16 protein-coding genes (1 of these 16 running past the window's edge) are annotated in these 13,922 nt (G+C 72.4%); 9 read left to right on the top strand and 7 right to left on the bottom strand.

What is annotated here, in order from left to right; all coding sequences use genetic code 11:
* Nucleotides 1–108 precede the first annotated feature (108 nt).
* Both recQ and ACPPVO_RS48475 read right to left on the bottom strand, forming a co-directional pair.
* The gene (gene recQ, locus ACPPVO_RS48480) at nucleotides 109–1,929 is read right to left on the bottom strand and encodes a DNA helicase RecQ (RefSeq protein ID WP_426505794.1); all 1,821 of its coding nucleotides are present in this window, start codon (nucleotides 1,927–1,929) and stop codon (nucleotides 109–111) included.
* Nucleotides 1,930–2,015: 86 nt separating this feature from the next.
* A complete protein-coding gene (locus ACPPVO_RS48475; RefSeq protein ID WP_426505792.1) occupies nucleotides 2,016–2,372 on the bottom strand; it encodes a YciI family protein in 357 nt (118 codons plus the stop codon).
* 82 nt (nucleotides 2,373–2,454) lie between these two features.
* On the opposite strand from ACPPVO_RS48475, the gene ACPPVO_RS48470 reads away from it, so the two are divergent.
* A complete protein-coding gene (locus tag ACPPVO_RS48470; protein WP_426505790.1) occupies nucleotides 2,455–3,372 on the top strand; it encodes an RNA polymerase subunit sigma-70 in 918 nt (305 codons plus the stop codon).
* Here the strand turns inward: ACPPVO_RS48470 and ACPPVO_RS48465 are convergent.
* On the bottom strand, nucleotides 3,358–4,341 hold the full coding sequence (locus ACPPVO_RS48465) for a hypothetical protein (protein ID WP_426505788.1): 984 nt from the start codon (nucleotides 4,339–4,341) through the stop codon (nucleotides 3,358–3,360). The genes ACPPVO_RS48470 and ACPPVO_RS48465 overlap by 15 nt on opposite strands.
* Nucleotides 4,342–4,391: 50 nt before the next feature.
* Here ACPPVO_RS48465 and ACPPVO_RS48460 point away from each other — a divergent pair, with 50 nt between their 5' ends.
* From ACPPVO_RS48460 to ACPPVO_RS48440, 5 genes are all read left to right on the top strand, one after another.
* Nucleotides 4,392–4,949, top strand: a complete 558-nt coding sequence (locus ACPPVO_RS48460; RefSeq protein WP_426505786.1) for a hypothetical protein — start codon at nucleotides 4,392–4,394, stop codon at nucleotides 4,947–4,949.
* 86 nt (nucleotides 4,950–5,035) lie between these two features.
* Nucleotides 5,036–5,644 (top strand): hypothetical protein, encoded by a 609-nt coding sequence (locus ACPPVO_RS48455; protein WP_426505785.1) that lies wholly within the window; start codon nucleotides 5,036–5,038, stop codon nucleotides 5,642–5,644.
* A gap of 127 nt (nucleotides 5,645–5,771) precedes the next feature.
* Nucleotides 5,772–6,389, top strand: a complete 618-nt coding sequence (locus ACPPVO_RS48450; RefSeq protein ID WP_426505783.1) for a PadR family transcriptional regulator — start codon at nucleotides 5,772–5,774, stop codon at nucleotides 6,387–6,389.
* A 143-nt stretch (nucleotides 6,390–6,532) separates the two neighbouring features.
* Nucleotides 6,533–7,462 carry an ATP-binding cassette domain-containing protein gene (locus ACPPVO_RS48445; protein ID WP_426505782.1) on the top strand — a complete coding sequence of 310 codons (930 nt, stop codon included), beginning with the start codon at nucleotides 6,533–6,535 and terminating at the stop codon, nucleotides 7,460–7,462.
* 364 nt (nucleotides 7,463–7,826) lie between these two features.
* Nucleotides 7,827–8,582 carry an ABC transporter permease gene (locus tag ACPPVO_RS48440; RefSeq protein ID WP_426505780.1) on the top strand — a complete coding sequence of 252 codons (756 nt, stop codon included), beginning with the start codon at nucleotides 7,827–7,829 and terminating at the stop codon, nucleotides 8,580–8,582.
* Here ACPPVO_RS48440 and ACPPVO_RS48435 read toward each other — a convergent pair.
* A complete protein-coding gene (locus ACPPVO_RS48435; protein ID WP_426505779.1) occupies nucleotides 8,579–9,163 on the bottom strand; it encodes an NAD(P)-dependent oxidoreductase in 585 nt (194 codons plus the stop codon). The genes ACPPVO_RS48440 and ACPPVO_RS48435 overlap by 4 nt on opposite strands.
* Before the next feature lie 67 nt (nucleotides 9,164–9,230).
* Here ACPPVO_RS48435 and ACPPVO_RS48430 point away from each other — a divergent pair, with 67 nt between their 5' ends.
* Both ACPPVO_RS48430 and ACPPVO_RS48425 read left to right on the top strand, forming a co-directional pair.
* The gene (locus tag ACPPVO_RS48430) at nucleotides 9,231–9,605 is read left to right on the top strand and encodes a winged helix-turn-helix transcriptional regulator (protein ID WP_426505777.1); all 375 of its coding nucleotides are present in this window, start codon (nucleotides 9,231–9,233) and stop codon (nucleotides 9,603–9,605) included.
* A complete protein-coding gene (locus ACPPVO_RS48425; protein ID WP_426505775.1) occupies nucleotides 9,602–10,387 on the top strand; it encodes an SGNH/GDSL hydrolase family protein in 786 nt (261 codons plus the stop codon). Before ACPPVO_RS48430 ends, ACPPVO_RS48425 begins: the two co-directional genes overlap by 4 nt.
* 190 nt (nucleotides 10,388–10,577) lie before the next feature.
* Here the strand turns inward: ACPPVO_RS48425 and ACPPVO_RS48420 are convergent, their stop codons facing one another.
* The 3 genes from ACPPVO_RS48420 to ACPPVO_RS48410 all read right to left on the bottom strand — a co-directional run bounded on the left by ACPPVO_RS48420 (nucleotide 10,578) and on the right by ACPPVO_RS48410 (nucleotide 13,813).
* Nucleotides 10,578–11,498 carry an NADP-dependent oxidoreductase gene (locus ACPPVO_RS48420; RefSeq protein ID WP_426505773.1) on the bottom strand — a complete coding sequence of 307 codons (921 nt, stop codon included), beginning with the start codon at nucleotides 11,496–11,498 and terminating at the stop codon, nucleotides 10,578–10,580.
* Nucleotides 11,499–11,531: 33 nt separating this feature from the next.
* Entirely contained in the window at nucleotides 11,532–13,430 is a 1,899-nt protein-coding gene (locus ACPPVO_RS48415; protein WP_426505772.1) for a class I SAM-dependent methyltransferase, read from the bottom strand.
* Nucleotides 13,431–13,504: 74 nt separating this feature from the next.
* A complete protein-coding gene (locus ACPPVO_RS48410; protein WP_426505770.1) occupies nucleotides 13,505–13,813 on the bottom strand; it encodes an antibiotic biosynthesis monooxygenase family protein in 309 nt (102 codons plus the stop codon).
* A gap of 97 nt (nucleotides 13,814–13,910) precedes the next feature.
* Between ACPPVO_RS48410 and tyrS the strand changes: the two genes are divergently transcribed.
* Nucleotides 13,911–13,922: the 5' portion of a tyrosine--tRNA ligase gene (gene tyrS / locus ACPPVO_RS48405; protein ID WP_426505768.1), read on the top strand. The gene runs 1,257 nt beyond the window's last position; only the first 12 of its 1,269 coding nucleotides appear in the window; its start codon is at nucleotides 13,911–13,913; its stop codon lies beyond the right edge, outside the window.

Genomic DNA, 13,922 nt, shown 5'->3' with positions numbered 1-13,922 from the left:
GGCCGCGGCGGCTTTCAGAGACACCTTCCCCCCCGCCCGCCGGCCCGCCGGCCCCCCGGCCCCCGGCCCGCCGGCCCCCCGGCCCCCCGGCCCCCGGAAAGGTGAATCTCAGTCCAGCTCCGCGAGCGCATCCAGGATCTGCTGCCCGAACTTGGCCAGCTTGTTCTCCCCGACCCCGCTGACGCCCGACAACTCCGACAGCGTCCGCGGCCGATCCGTGGCGATCTGCCGCAGCGTCGCGTCGTGGAAGATCACGTAGGCGGGCACGGCCTGCTCCTTGGCCGTGGCCGCTCGCCAGGCCCGCAGATGCTCGAAGACCCCGACCGACTCCTTGGGCAGCGCCGCCGCGGCGTTCTGGCGCGAGGCCTTCGCGGTCTTCGCGGCCGAGACGGCGCGCTCCGGCTCGCGGCGCAGCATCACCGTGCGGCGGCGGCCCAGCACCTCGGCGCTGTTCTCGGTCAGCACCAGCGTGCCGTACTCGCCCTCGACCGACAGCAGGCGTTGGGCGAGCAGCTGGCGGATCACCGCGCGCCACTCGTTGTCGCGCAGGTCGGTGCCGACGCCGAAGACGCTCAGCTCGTCGTGGTGCCACTGCACGACCTTGTCGGTCTTCTTGCCCGTGAGGATGTCGATGCACTGGCCCGCGCCGAACTTCTGGCCGCGCTCCCGATCCAGCCGGTACACGGTCGAGAGCAGCTTCTGCGCCGCGATCGTGCCGTCCCACGACTCGGGCGGGGCCAGGCAGGTGTCGCAGTTGTCGCAGGGCTTGCCGAGCTCCTGCCCGAAGTACGCCAGCAGCTGCCCGCGCCGGCACTCGACGGTCTCGCACAGCGCGAGCATCGCGTCGAGGTGCTGGCCGAGGTTGCGCCGGTGGGCCGCGTCGCCGTCCGAGGTGTCGATCATCTTGCGCTGCTGCACGACGTCCTGCAGGCCGTAGGCGAGCCAGGCCACCGACGGCTCCCCGTCGCGCCCGGCGCGGCCGGTCTCCTGGTAGTAGCCCTCGATGGACTTCGGCAGGTCGAAGTGGGCGACGAAGCGGACGTCGGGCTTGTCGATGCCCATCCCGAACGCGATGGTCGCGACCATGACGAGGCCGTCCTCGCGCAGGAACCGGTCCTGGTTGGTGGCGCGGGTCCGGGCGTCGAGCCCGGCGTGGTAGGGCAGGGCCGGGATGCCGTTGTCCTTGAGGAAGTCGGCGATCTTCTCGACCGAGTTGCGGGACAGGCAGTAGACGATCCCGGCCTCGCCGCGGTGCTCCCCGCGCAGGAACTCCAGCAGTTGCCGCCGCGGGTCCTGCTTGGCGACGATGCGGTACTGGATGTTGGGCCGGTCGAAGCTCGACACGAAGTGCCGGGCCCCGTCGAGCCCGAGCCGGGTCGCGATCTCCTTGTGGGTGGCGCTCGTCGCGGTCGCGGTCAGCGCGATGCGCGGCACGTCGGGCCAGCGCTCGTGCAGCATCGACAGGTTGAGGTAGTCGGGGCGGAAGTCGTGGCCCCACTGCGACACGCAGTGCGCCTCGTCGATCGCGAACAGCCCGATCCGGCCGCGCTCCAGCAGCCGCATGGTGCCGGCGGAGGCGAGGGCCTCGGGCGCGAGATACAGCAGGTCGAGCTCCCCGCCGGCGAACTCGGCCTCGACGGTGCGGCGGGTGTCGAAGTCGAGGGTGGAGTTGACGAACCCGGCCCGCACGCCGAGCTCCCGCAGGGTGTCGACCTGGTTCTGCATGAGCGCGATGAGCGGGGAGATCACCACCGCCGTGCCCGGCCGGACGAGGGCCGGGATCTGGTAGCACAGCGACTTGCCGCCGCCGGTCGGCATCAGGACGAGGGCGTCACCACCCGCGATCACGTGCTCGATGATCTCCTGCTGGCTGCCCCGGAACGCGTCGTAACCGAACACCCTGCGTAGAACATCGAGTGCGCTCTCCATGGCGGCGATTCTACGGAACACCACCGACAGAACGGCGGCGGCCGATCGGCCCCGTGACGGATCGGCCACCGCTCGAACACGCCGGGTTACTTCTCCTGGGTGTGCACGATCGGGCGTACCTCGATCGCGTTCCACTTCGCGTCCGGGATCATCGCGGCCAGCTCGCACGCGCGCTCCTTGGACTCGCAGTCGACGAGGTAGAAGCCGGCCAGGAACTCCTTGGCCTCGACGTAGGGCCCGTCGGTGACCGCCGGCGCGCCGGAGCGCACCCGCACGACTGCGCTCTCGTCCGGCTGGCCGAGCGCGTCGGTGCGGATCAGCTCCCCGGACTCGGTGATGGTCTTGATGAACTGGTCGTGCCCCGCCATCACCTCTTCGATGTCGGCCTGGGTGAGCGTCGACCACACGTCGGGGTTCATGTGGATCAGCAGCAGGTACTTCATCGCAATGTTTCCTCTCAGGCGGATGTCACCGGGTGGTCGGAGCCGTCCCGTCCGTCTCTACACGAACCGGTAGGTTGGGCGCGTGGACTTCCCGGAGCTGTTCGACCGCCACCGCCGGGAGCTGCACGTGCACTGCTATCGCATGCTCGCCTCGTTCACCGACGCCGACGACGCGGTACAGGAGACGTTTCTGCGGGCGTGGAAGCACCGCGACGCGTTCGAGCCGGGCACCAACCCGCGGGCCTGGCTCTACAAGATCGCCACGAACGCGTGCCTCGACGCGATCCGCCGCAGCAACCGCCGCCCGCCGTCGGCCGGGGCGGAGGTGTCGTGGCTGCAGCCGTACCCGGACCGGCTCCTCGACCAGATCGCCCCGCCCGACGAGCAGCCCGACGCGGTCGTGGTCGCCCGCGAGACCATCGAGCTGGCCTACCTGACCGCGATCCAGCTGCTGCCGGCCCGCCAGCGCGCGGTGCTGCTGCTGCGCGACGTGCTCGAGTGGTCGGCGGCGCAGACGGCGGAGGCGCTCGACCTGACGGTACCGGCGGCGAACAGCGCCCTCCAGCGCGCCCGGGCGACGCTCAAGACGGCGCCCGAGCGCGACGCGATGCCCGCCGCGCCGACCGGCGACGAGCGGGCGCTGCTGGAGCGGCTCATCGCCGCGCACGACGCCGCCGACGTGCGCGCGACGGTGGAGCTGCTGCGCGAGGACGTGCGCGTCACGATGCCGCCGCTCCCGGCCGAGTACAACGGGCTGGCCGAGTTCCTCCCGCTGCTGCACCGGGCGTTCGGCCCGCCGAGCATGGGCGACTGGCGGCTGCTGCCGACGAGCGCCAACCGGCTCCCGGCGACCGCGAGCTACCTGCGGGAGCCGGGCGGCACCGCCTTCCGCGCGTTCAAGCTCGACGTGATCCGCATGGCCGGTGGCCGGGTCGCCGAGTTCACCACGTTCGACCCGAGCCTCTTCGAGCAGTTCGGCCTGCCCTCAGAGCTTCGTTGACGCGGGCAGCGGCAGCGCCTTCGTGATCTTGGTGAGGTTGGCGGCGGCCTTCGAAAACTGCGAACCGTCCGGGTGTACCGAGAGCACGGCGACGATGTACCGGTCGTTCTCGCCCACGGTGCCCGTGGTGTGCAGCACCTCGCCCATCATGTCGGGCGGGTTCGTGCCGCCGGCCGCCGGCACGAACTGGGCGCCGGCCGTGTAGTCGGCGGCGGCCACGCACGGGGTCGCCGGATCGTCGCCGAAGCCCGACCAGCCCTGCTTGGCCGCGCGGGGCGCCTTGAAGGTGCTCGGGATGCCGAACGACTGGTCGTAGTGGTCGGTACCGCACTTCGTGGTCTGGTGCAGGTTGCCCATGATGAACTCGCGCACCGGCTGGGGCGCCTTGTCCAGGATGTACTGGTACACCCGCACCATGTCGCCCGCGCTGACCGCCGTGTAGCCCCAGAACCCGGGCTGGCTCACCGGCGGGGGCGCCGTGTCCTGCAGGCCGAGCCGCTGGACCATGCGCTCGACGATCTCCCGCTGGCCGTTGGCCTTCCACAGCCCGGTCGCGGCGTCGTCGTCGCTGCTGCGCAGCATCACCTGGAGCTTGGGCTGGTCGGCGGCCGGCACGGTGTAGGACGGGCCCTTGTTCCAGAAGTAGTCCAGCGTGACGAGCAGCTTGACCAGTGAGGCCGAGCGGAACCGCCAGCTCGCCTTCTGCTGCAGCACGTACGCCTTCGCCTGCCGGTCGTAGATCACGATGCCCGCGGTGACGCCGGCCGGGATCGCGACCGGGCCGGCGCTCGTGGGCGCGGCCGAGGGGGCGCTGGACGGCGGCGGGGCGGCGGACGCGGCCGCCGACGCCGCGGCGAACTGTGCCGACCCGGTCGGCGGGTCCGCCTTGTCGCCGCAGCCGGCGGCGGCCAGGGTGAGGGCGGCGATCGCGGCCACGAGGAGCAGCCGGAGCGGGCGCACTGAGGGCATGCCCCATCATGCCCGGTCATCGGCCCAGACTCACGCGTAGCCTTGACTTGGTGCGGCGACGCGGCTGGTGGCTCGGGCTCGCCGCCGCGGTACCGGTGGGGCTGCCCCTCCTCGGGCGCTGGCCCGCCGCACTGGCCTTCGCGGGCCTCGCCGCGGCCGCGATCGGACCCGTGCTCCTCGCCCAGTGGTGGGCGCGGGAGCGGCAGCGCGCCGCGCACGCGTCGGGCGCGCAATGGTGGTCGGGTCGTATCCCGCTGGAGCGCGCGGTCCTCATCTGGGAGCTCGGCACCGGTTTCGCGCTGCTGCTCGGTGGCGGCATGCCGGTCGTCGTCACCGCTGGTGACGACGGTCTCACGCTGCGCCCGCGCCGGCTTTCGTTCCGGCGTCATCCGTCCGTGACGGTGCTCTGGTCCGACATCGCGGCCGCGCGGGCCGAGCCCGCCGGGCGGCTGACCAGCCACGGGCGGGTCGCCGTGCTCCCGCTCACCGCGGTGATCCTCGAACTGCCGGGCGATACGGGTGGCCCGCTCATCATCACCACGCACGCGGCCGGCGGGCTGGTCGAGATGGTGGCCGAGCGGCACATAGCGCACGGTGACGATCACTGAGGGTGAAACGATGAACAGGTGATGGATTCGGCACGCACCGTGGCAGAGTTGCGCCGGTTTCTACGGGTTCCGTAGGTTGGTCTTCCATGGCGGAGTTGATCGAGGCTGGTGTCTGGTACGAAGCCCGACCGATCACGGTTGAGCAGGGCGTCGACCGGTACGAGGCGTTGCGGCGGGGCGACTCGGAATGGGCGATCGTCGATCCCGGCATCGAGCGCTTCGACCGTGAGGTGCGCGAGGGCGTCGATCCGGCGCAGTGGGCGGAGCCGGTCGTCGGCGCGAGCACGCACGTGCTGCTGACGCTGCCCGCGGACGCGCCCGCCGAGACCCTGCACTTCATCCACAAGCTGGCCGACGAGTGCGAGCTGCTGTGTTTCCAGCGGCCCGGGCGCCATCAGCCTGCGGCGCTGTGGCAGCCGCGGCGGCTGCTGCGCGTACCGGTGCCGAGGATGACGACCGAGGACGGCTCGCTGGCCCATCACCCCACCGGCGACGACATCCGCGACTTCATCGGCCGGCTCGACGAGGACAACACCACCGCGGAGCTGTGGCGGGAGGACGGCGCCTCGATCCGGGTCGCCTTCGTGCCGGCCCAGCGGCGCTGGCGGGTCTCGACCACGGACGGCTCGTCCAGCGAGCAGGACGACCTCGGCCGGGTGGCCGAGCAGTTCCAGGCGTTCGCCGCGTCGTCGTAGCTCTCCTGTTCCCGCTCGCTCAGCCCACCCGGCTCACTCGACTCGCTCAGGTCGCTTTACTCGCCGACGAGTATTTGCCTATACTCGTCGGCGAGTATCCGTGTGCGAGCAGAGCGGGGGGTGGACCATGGCCGCGCGGCGCAAGGTCGGCAACCTGCTCGCCCTGCACGTGCTGACGACGCTCTACGAACGCCCCATGCACCCGTACGAGATCGCCGCCGAGATGCGCGGCCGCGGCAAGGAGCAGGACCTCAAGATCCAGTGGGGCTCGCTCTACACCGTGGTCGGCAACCTGGAGAAGCACGGCTTCATCGCGGCGGCGGGAACCAGCCGCGAGGGCCGGCGCCCGGAGCGGACCGTGTACTCGATCACCGAGGCCGGCCGCGACGAGTGCGTCAACTGGATGCGCGAGCTGGTCGGCGTGCCCGAGCAGGAGTACCCGAAGCTGCGCGCGGCCCTGTCCGTGCTCGGCGTGCTGCCGCCCGACGAGGCCGCCTACCTGCTGCGCAAGCGCGCGGAGATCCTCGGCCACCAGATCGCCGCCGAGGAGGCGTCGCTGCGGGCCTCCGACGGCATCGTCCCGCGGATCTTCACCGTCGAGGCCGAGTTCGGCCTGGCCCTGCTGCGGGCCGAGGCCGAGTGGGTCCGCGGCCTGGTCGCCGAGATCGAAGGCGGCACCCTCTCCGGCATGGACATGTGGCGCGGGGAGCACGAACGCCTGGCGCGGGAACGCCAGGAGGACTGACAGAAAAACCGGGCCGTGGTGCTGGAACACCACGACCCGGGAAACGACCTCAACCGACCTCGCGGGAACGAATCCGGTCTTTGGTGTCTGCAACGCCAGGATAGCGAACCCGCGCGGCCGGTCCTACCGAACGGGAGACCGTCATGCCCGCTGCCGTCCTGGCCCGGGACCTCGTCAAGACCTACCCCAAGGGCGTGCGCGCCCTCGACCGCCTGTCGCTCACCGTCGAGCCGGGCGAGATCGTCGGCCTGCTCGGCCCCAACGGCGCCGGCAAGTCCACCACCGTCAAGATCCTCACCACGCTCGCCCGCGCCGACTCCGGCCAGGCCGAGGTCATGGGGCACGACGTGGCCCGCGACCCGCGCCGGGTCCGCGCCGCGATCGGCGTCGTCGCCCAGCGCTCCGGGCTCGACCCGGCCGCGTCCGGGCGCGACAACCTCACCCTGCAGGGCCACCTGTTCGGCCTGCGCGGCCCGGACCTGCGCCGCCGCGTCGGCGAGCTGCTGGAGCGCTTCGACCTCACGGAAGCGGCGGACCGGCGCACCCGCGACTGGTCCGGTGGCATGCAGCGCCGGCTCGACGTCGCCCTGGGCCTGGTACACCGGCCGGAAGTGCTCTTTCTCGACGAGCCGACGACCGGACTGGACCCGGAGGGCCGCGCCGCCCTGTGGAGCGAGATCAAGGGGCTGCGCGGGATGGCGATCCTGCTCACCACCCACTACCTCGACGAGGCCGACCGCCTCGCCGACCGGCTCGTCATCGTCGACGGCGGGCGGGTGGTCGCCGAGGGGACGCCGGACCGCCTCAAGGGCGAGCTGCGCGGCGATGCGGTACACATCGAGCTTTCGGATTTCCCGACGGCCGCACTGAGCGCTCTCCCCGGCCTGCGGGAGCTCACGGTGGACGGCAAGCGCCTCTCCGCCCGGGCCGACGACGGCGCGGCCGCGGTCCCGGCGGCGCTCGCGGCCCTCGACGCCCGCGGGATCGCCGTCGCCACGGTGACCGTCGCCCGCCCGAGCCTCGACGACGTGTACCTCAAGCACGCCGGCCATCGCCTGGAGGTGGCGGCATGAGCGGTCCGGAGCGAAGCGGAGGGGCCGCGATCGATAGACACAGCCGTTTTGGCTCGGGCCGGCGCCGGAGCGAAGCGGAGGTGGCGGCATGAGCGGTCCGGAGCGAAGCGGAGGGGCCGCGATCGATAGACACAGCCGTTTTGGCTCGGGCCGGCGCCGGAGCGAAGCGGAGGTGGCGGCATGAGCGGTCCGGAGCGAAGCGGAGGGGCCGCGATCGATAGACACAGCCGTTTTGGCTCAGGCCGGCGCCGGAGCGAAGCGGAGGTGGCGGCATGAGCGGTCCGGAGCGAAGCGGAGGGGCCGCGATCGATAGACACAGCCGTTTTGGCTCAGGCCGGCGCCGGAGCGAAGCGGAGGTGGCGGCATGAGCCTCCTATATCTGACCGGACGACGCCTGAAGGTCTTCGTCCAGCAGCCGGCGTTCCTGGTCGTCACGCTCATCCAGCCGGTGATCTGGCTGTTCCTGTTCGGCAACCTGTTCCGCCGGATCGTGGACCTGCCCGGCTTCGGCGGCGGCAGCTACATCGAGTACCTCGTGCCCGGCATCGTGGTCATGACCGCGGTCTCGGCGAGCATGTGGTCGGGCATGGGCGTGCTGGAGGAGATCGACCGCGGCACCATGAACCGGTTCCTCGTCACCCCGGCCCGCCGCGGCGCCGTCCTCGAGGCCGTGGTCGTCGAGCAGACCCTGAGCGTGACCGTCCAGGCCGTGGCCATCGTGCTGCTCGGCCTGGCGGCCGGCGCGCGGTACCCGCTCGGCGGCGTCCTGCTGCTCGTCGCGGCGAGCGCCCTGCTCGGCGTGGTGTTCAGCTCCCTGTCGAACATCGCGGGCATGCTGGTCCGCCAGCGCGAGACCATCATCGGCCTCAACACGCTGCTGTTGCTGCCGCTGACGTTCCTGTCCTCCTCCTTCATGACGCCGGCGCTGATGCCGTCGTGGATGCAGGCGGTGGCGCGGGGCAACCCGGTGAACTGGGCCCTGCAGACCTGCCGATCGGCGCTCGCCGGCTCGGTGGACTGGCCCCGCACCCTGACGTACGGCGGCGGGCTGCTGGCCCTGGCCCTGGTCCTGCTGTGGCTGTCCACGCGGACCTTCAAGGCCTACCAGCGCTCGGTCTAGCCCTCTCCGGAGATAGCGATCTGGCGGCGGTGGTGGCGGTTTTCGGCGGCCTCGTCGAGCAGCGCCGCCGCCAGCGCCGCATAGGTCAGCGGATTGCCGAGGGCCTGGGTTCGGTACCGCGTGCCGGGCCCCTCCACCAGCTCCATCGGCGGCGTGAGGACGACCCAGTCGACCGGCCCGGCGTAACGCCCCAGCACCGCCAGCTCCTCGCCGCGCCCCTCCACGAAGGGCCGCCACGCCGCCGGGAAGTCGTCCGGGACCGGGCCCAGCGTGGTGGCCAGCCCGACGAGCAGCAGCCGCCCGACCTGCGCCCGCTCCAGCCCTTCGAGGAGCTGCCCGGTCGCCTTCGCGTACTCGCTCTGCTCCGCGCTGTACACCGTCACGATCGCCGTTGCGTGCCCCTTCGCCACGCGCGCCACGAGCTCCGCGTCGGTGGCGTCCCCGGCCACCGCGTTCTCCAGGTCCGGGTACTTCGCCGGGTCCCGCACCACCGCGGTGGCGCTCAGCCCGCGCCGCCGCGCCTCCGCCAGGACCGCGCGACCGGCCCGCCCACCCGCTCCGAACACCACTACATCGGTCATGACCGGACCGTAGAACGGGAGACCTCGGTAACTGCAACGTAACCGCGGCGCGCGTTACCGTGTCCGGATGCGCGCACCGCTGCCGCCCGACCTGTTCGACCCGGCCTGCCCCTCGTCCGCGACGCCGTTCCAGATCGGCGACAAGTGGGCGGGCATGATCCTGACCTGCCTGCGCGACGGCCAGCCCCGCCGCTTCAACGAGCTGCGCGTGCCCCTGCGCCGCGTGTCGTCGAAGGTACTGTCGGAGACCCTGCGCGCCCTGGAGCGCGACGGCCTGATCACCCGTACCGCCTACGACGAGATCCCGCCCCGCGTCGAGTACACCATCACCGACCTGGGCCGGACCCTCTTCCCGGCGATGGACGCCTGCCGGACCTGGGCCGCCGAGCACCTGCCGGCCCTGGAGTCCGCCCGCTCCGACTACGCGCGGCGCACGGCATGACGAGGGTGTACCGCCGCTACGTGGCCGTAGGCGACAGCACCACGGAGGGCATGGACGACCCGGACGGCCGCGGCGGCTACCGCGGCTGGGCCGACCGCTTCGCCGAGCACGTGGCCCGGTCCCAGCCCGGCCACGCCCTGGAGTACGCGAACCTGGCCATCCGGGGCCGCACCGCCCCGAAGATCCGCGCCGAGCAGCTGGCGCCGGCCCTGGCCCTGAAGCCGGACCTGGCCACGGTCGTGGCCGGGATGAACGACATCATGCGGGGCTCCTTCGACGTGGCGGCGGTCGCGGCCGACATCCTCGCCATGCAGGAGGCCCTCGTAGCGTCCGGCACGACGGTCCTGACCTTCACCCTCCCGGACCCGGCCCCGGTGATGCCGATCGCCAAGCCCCTGCGCGGCCGGGTCCTGGCCCTCAACGAGGCGATCCGCAAGACAACGGCGGACAGCGGCGCGATCCTGCTGGACCTGGGCGCGTACCCGGTGGCGTCCGACCCCCGCCTCTGGAGCGACGACCGCCTGCACGCGAACAGCGCCGGCCACGAGCGCATCGGCCACGCCCTCGCCTACGCCCTGGGCCTGCCCGACTTCGACGACTCCTGGAACAAGACCCTCCCGCCCCCGGTCCGCCGCCCGCGCCACCAGTCGATCACGGCCGAGCTGGCCTGGATACGCCGCCACATGCTCCCGTGGGCGGGCCGCCACCTGCTGGGCCGCAGCTCGGGCGACAACCGCGAGTGCAAGCGGGCCACCCCGACCCCGGTCGAGCTGGAGGCCTGACCCGCCGCGCCGTGCTTTCGACGGGCCGCGCACTCGGCGGCCTGCGCTTTGACGGGGCCGCGCTCTTGACGGGCTGCACTTTTGACGGGCTTGCCCGTTCGGAGGGCTGCGCTTTCGGCGGCCCTGGCTTCGACGGGCCGCACGCTCAACGGGCTGCGCTTTCGGCGGGCTGCCCTCCCGGCGGGCCGCGTCAGAGGGTGATGACGATCTTGCCCCGGACGTGGCCGGACTCGCTCAGGTCGTGCGCGGCCGCGGCCTCCTCCAGCGGGAAGGTGCGCTCGACGGGCATGGTGAAGCGGCCCTGGGCGTAGAGGACGGCGGCCTCGCGCAAGGTCCCGTACGCGCGGCCCTCCGACCCGTCGGTCACCCGCGCACCGTGCTGCGGGGCGTCGAAGTCGGCGATGCTCACCACGTCGGCCGGGGTCGGCGTGAGCGTGACGAGCTCGGCGACGGCGCCGCGGCCGGCGGTGTCCAGGGCCCGGTCGACGCCGTTCGGGGCGAGGGCGCGGATGCGGTCGGCGAGGCCCGGGCCGTACGTCACCGGGATGGCGCCGAGCTCGCGCAGGAACTCGTGGTTGCGCTCGCTGGCCGTGCCGATGACCTTGGCGCCGCGGGCGCGGGCGATCTGCACCGCCGCGATGCCGACTCCGCCGGCCGCCCCGTTGACGACCACCGTGAGGCCATCGGCCGGCTGGGGCTTGTCCAGGCCGAGCAGGTCGAGGGCGCGGCCGGCCGTTTCCACCACGTTCGGCAGGCCGGCGGCCTCGGCGAAGGTCATGGCCGGGGGCTTCGGGGTCCACTCGCGGAGGATGGCGTGCTCGGCGGCGGCTCCGCCCACGGCGATGCCGAAGACCTCGTCGCCGATTGTGACGTCTTCGACGCCCTCGCCGACGGCGTCGACCACGCCGGACGCGTCCGAGTGGGGGATGGCCGGCAGGCGGCTCGGGGTAGTGTCGCCGAACGCGCCGTTGCGGACCTTCCAGTCGAACGGGTTCACGCCCACCGCGCGCACCGCGATGCGGATCCGTCCCGCGGGCGGCTCGGGCTCGGGCCGGTCGACGATGTGCAGAACGTTCGACGGCCCGTACTCGGAATACTGCAACGCCTTCACGATGTCCTCCCTCGAAGTTGCGGCTTCGGGCGGTCAGGTGTTGAGCGGCCGGCGGGCGACCAGCAGCACGTGAGTGTCGGGCCAGCCGAGCGGGCGGCCGTCCAGTGTGGACAGTTGGGCGTAGGGGCGGATGCGGTGCTCGACGATCCAGTCGTTGCGCCAGGAGTGCGAGGCCGGGTCGACCTCGAAGCCGACGTCCGTCAGCAGGGCCTTCCAGTCGGCGAACTCGAGGCCGCAGAACTGCTCGTGGGCTTCCGAGAGCCAGTTGTCCGGGTAGTCCTTGTGGGTGAGGAACTCCATGGCGTCGGACAGGGCGATCTCGACGGCGCCGGGGTCGGCCGGGTCGGCGAGGTCCGCGTACGGCAAGGGGAAGTGGAAGTCGGCCGCGAAGCGATCGAGCCGTGCGCGGGTCGGCAGGGCCTCGACGTGGGCCGCGATCTCGTCCCGGGTAAGACCGTCCAGCGAGGCGAGCGGGGCGGGGGAGGCGGATGCCGGGCCTGGAGCGCCGGAGTTGCCGGCCGGGCCTGGAGCGCCGGAGTTGCCGGCCGGGCGGGGAGCGCCGGATTCGCCGCCGGCGGTGGCGGGCGTCGACGGGGAGCCCTGGAGGGACAGGCGCACGCGCAGGGCGCGGTTGTCCGGGCCGCACACGTCGGAGTTGATCCAGACGCCGCCGGGGACGGTGTGTTCGTAGATGGCCTCGGCGAAGGCGCGCAGCGATGTCATGCGGTCGCCGTAGGACCAGATCTCGTGGGTCAGGGCGAACGTCAGGGTGGTGTCGATCGAGCGCGGCGGGAAGACGGCGCCGCCGAGGACGTTGCGGCAGTAGAAGTACACGTTGGGGTTGGTGAACCAGCCCTGGGCCTTGCGGTGCACGCACTCCTCGAAGAGGTGGCGGGCGACCTCGACGCCGATCAGGTCGCTCTCGCGCAGGGCCGGCTCGCGGTCGGCGAGGGCGAGCACCGCGCCGGCGCCGCAGCCGACGTCGACGATCCGGCCCGGGCGGACGTGCCGCTTCACGAGGTCCCACTTGCGCTCGGCGCTCGCCTCGAACGCCTCGGCGTAGGTGCGGTAGTCCCGGGTCGTGGTCAGGCCGCCCTCCTCGCCGACGACGGGGTCGTTGACCACGAGGGCGACCTGCTCGTCGAGGCGGTAGCGGTCGTACACGTCCACGGTCGCCGGGTGTGCCAGTTCGCGCCAGGAGGGGTCGCCGGTCGCGAGGCGGAGGAGCACGTCCCACGGCCGCTCGGGTGCTGTGCCGGCCGGGCCGGGCGCGGAAGTGACGGCACCGAGGCGGGAGGTGGCGGACCCGGCGCCGAGTGCCGAGATCGTGGCGGCTCCGAGGCCTGTCGCCGCGGTGGTGCCGGTTCCGAGGCCTGTTGCCGGGGTGGTGCCGGTTCCGAGGCCTGTTGCCGGGGTGGTGGCGGCTCCGAGGCCCGTTGCCGGGGGCGTGAGGGCTCCGGCGCCGGGCGCCGTGGTGGTGATGGCCTCGACTCCCGGCGCCGAGATGGCGGCGGCGGGGCCGTTGTCGCCGGATGCGGCGCGGACCAGGTCGGGCTCGAGCGCGGGGTCCAGGAAGGCGGCGTCGGCCTCGACGGGGGCGATGGTGAAGCCGAGGGCCGAGTACAGGGCGGCGACCTCCGGCGTGGAGCAGGCCACCACGGTGTCGGCGGGGGTCGGGCGGTGGCCGAGGACGGACTCGACGCTCTTCAGGGTGACCTCGGCGAAGCGGTCGGTCTGCGCGGTGTCGAAGACCGGCACGACCAGGGAGCGCAGGCCCTCCTGGACGCTGAAGCGCTCGATGGCGGCCTCGCGGCGATCGTACGAGACGGGGTTGCGCTTCGTGTTCTGGTGGTTGGCGCTGGTGACGGCCCAGACGATCGTGCAGGCTCGTGAAGTACCGAAGCCGGAATTTTGCTCTTCGCTCTTCGCCAAGGCGCGTAGATAGGCTGCTTGGAAGCGGGTCAGCAGGTGATGGCGGCCGGGGAAGAGGACGAAGCGCGCCACGGTCAGGCCTGCGGGTCCGCGTGCTGGACGACCTCGAACTCCAGCAGGCTCGAGCCGGTTGCGACCGGGCGGGCCCGCTCGCCGGCGTGCGCCTCGCGGGCCGGGCCGCTGGACCAGGCCTGGAAGTGCTCCTCGGACTCCCACTTGGTGTAGACGAAGTAGCGCGTCTCGCCCGCCGTCGGCCGGAGCAGCTCGAAGCCCAGGAAGCCGGGTGCGCCCTCGACCGCGCCGTGGCGTGCGCCGAAGCGGCGCTCCAGCTCGGGGCCGGCGCCTTCGGGGACCTCGATCGCGTTGATCTTCACGACTGCCATGCCCCAACCCTAGCGACCGGGTACGACAAAACTCCTTCACCCTCGCCGGGCCTAATGCGGTGGGACGGGCCCGAGTGCTGGTGGGAGAATCGCGCGCATGACCGATGTG

This window comes from Dactylosporangium sp. McL0621, from assembly GCF_049995355.1.
Classification (GTDB): Bacteria; Actinomycetota; Actinomycetes; order Mycobacteriales; family Micromonosporaceae; genus Dactylosporangium.
The sequence above is the reverse complement of the archived record's forward strand: the minus strand, read 5'-3'. Positions and strand labels throughout refer to the sequence as shown.

Coding starts and splice junctions, on each gene's coding strand:
- ACPPVO_RS48435 (WP_426505779.1), bottom strand. CDS start 9,163: ATGACCGATGTAGTGGTGTTCGGAGCGGGTGGGCGGGCCGGTCGCGCG.
- ACPPVO_RS48450 (WP_426505783.1), top strand. CDS start 5,772: ATGGCCGCGCGGCGCAAGGTCGGCAACCTGCTCGCCCTGCACGTGCTG.
- ACPPVO_RS48410 (WP_426505770.1), bottom strand. CDS start 13,813: ATGGCAGTCGTGAAGATCAACGCGATCGAGGTCCCCGAAGGCGCCGGC.
- ACPPVO_RS48425 (WP_426505775.1), top strand. CDS start 9,602: ATGACGAGGGTGTACCGCCGCTACGTGGCCGTAGGCGACAGCACCACG.
- ACPPVO_RS48445 (WP_426505782.1), top strand. CDS start 6,533: ATGCCCGCTGCCGTCCTGGCCCGGGACCTCGTCAAGACCTACCCCAAG.
- ACPPVO_RS48440 (WP_426505780.1), top strand. CDS start 7,827: ATGAGCCTCCTATATCTGACCGGACGACGCCTGAAGGTCTTCGTCCAG.
- ACPPVO_RS48475 (WP_426505792.1), bottom strand. CDS start 2,372: ATGAAGTACCTGCTGCTGATCCACATGAACCCCGACGTGTGGTCGACG.
- ACPPVO_RS48465 (WP_426505788.1), bottom strand. CDS start 4,341: ATGCCCTCAGTGCGCCCGCTCCGGCTGCTCCTCGTGGCCGCGATCGCC.
- ACPPVO_RS48455 (WP_426505785.1), top strand. CDS start 5,036: ATGGCGGAGTTGATCGAGGCTGGTGTCTGGTACGAAGCCCGACCGATC.
- ACPPVO_RS48430 (WP_426505777.1), top strand. CDS start 9,231: ATGCGCGCACCGCTGCCGCCCGACCTGTTCGACCCGGCCTGCCCCTCG.
- recQ (WP_426505794.1), bottom strand. CDS start 1,929: ATGGAGAGCGCACTCGATGTTCTACGCAGGGTGTTCGGTTACGACGCG.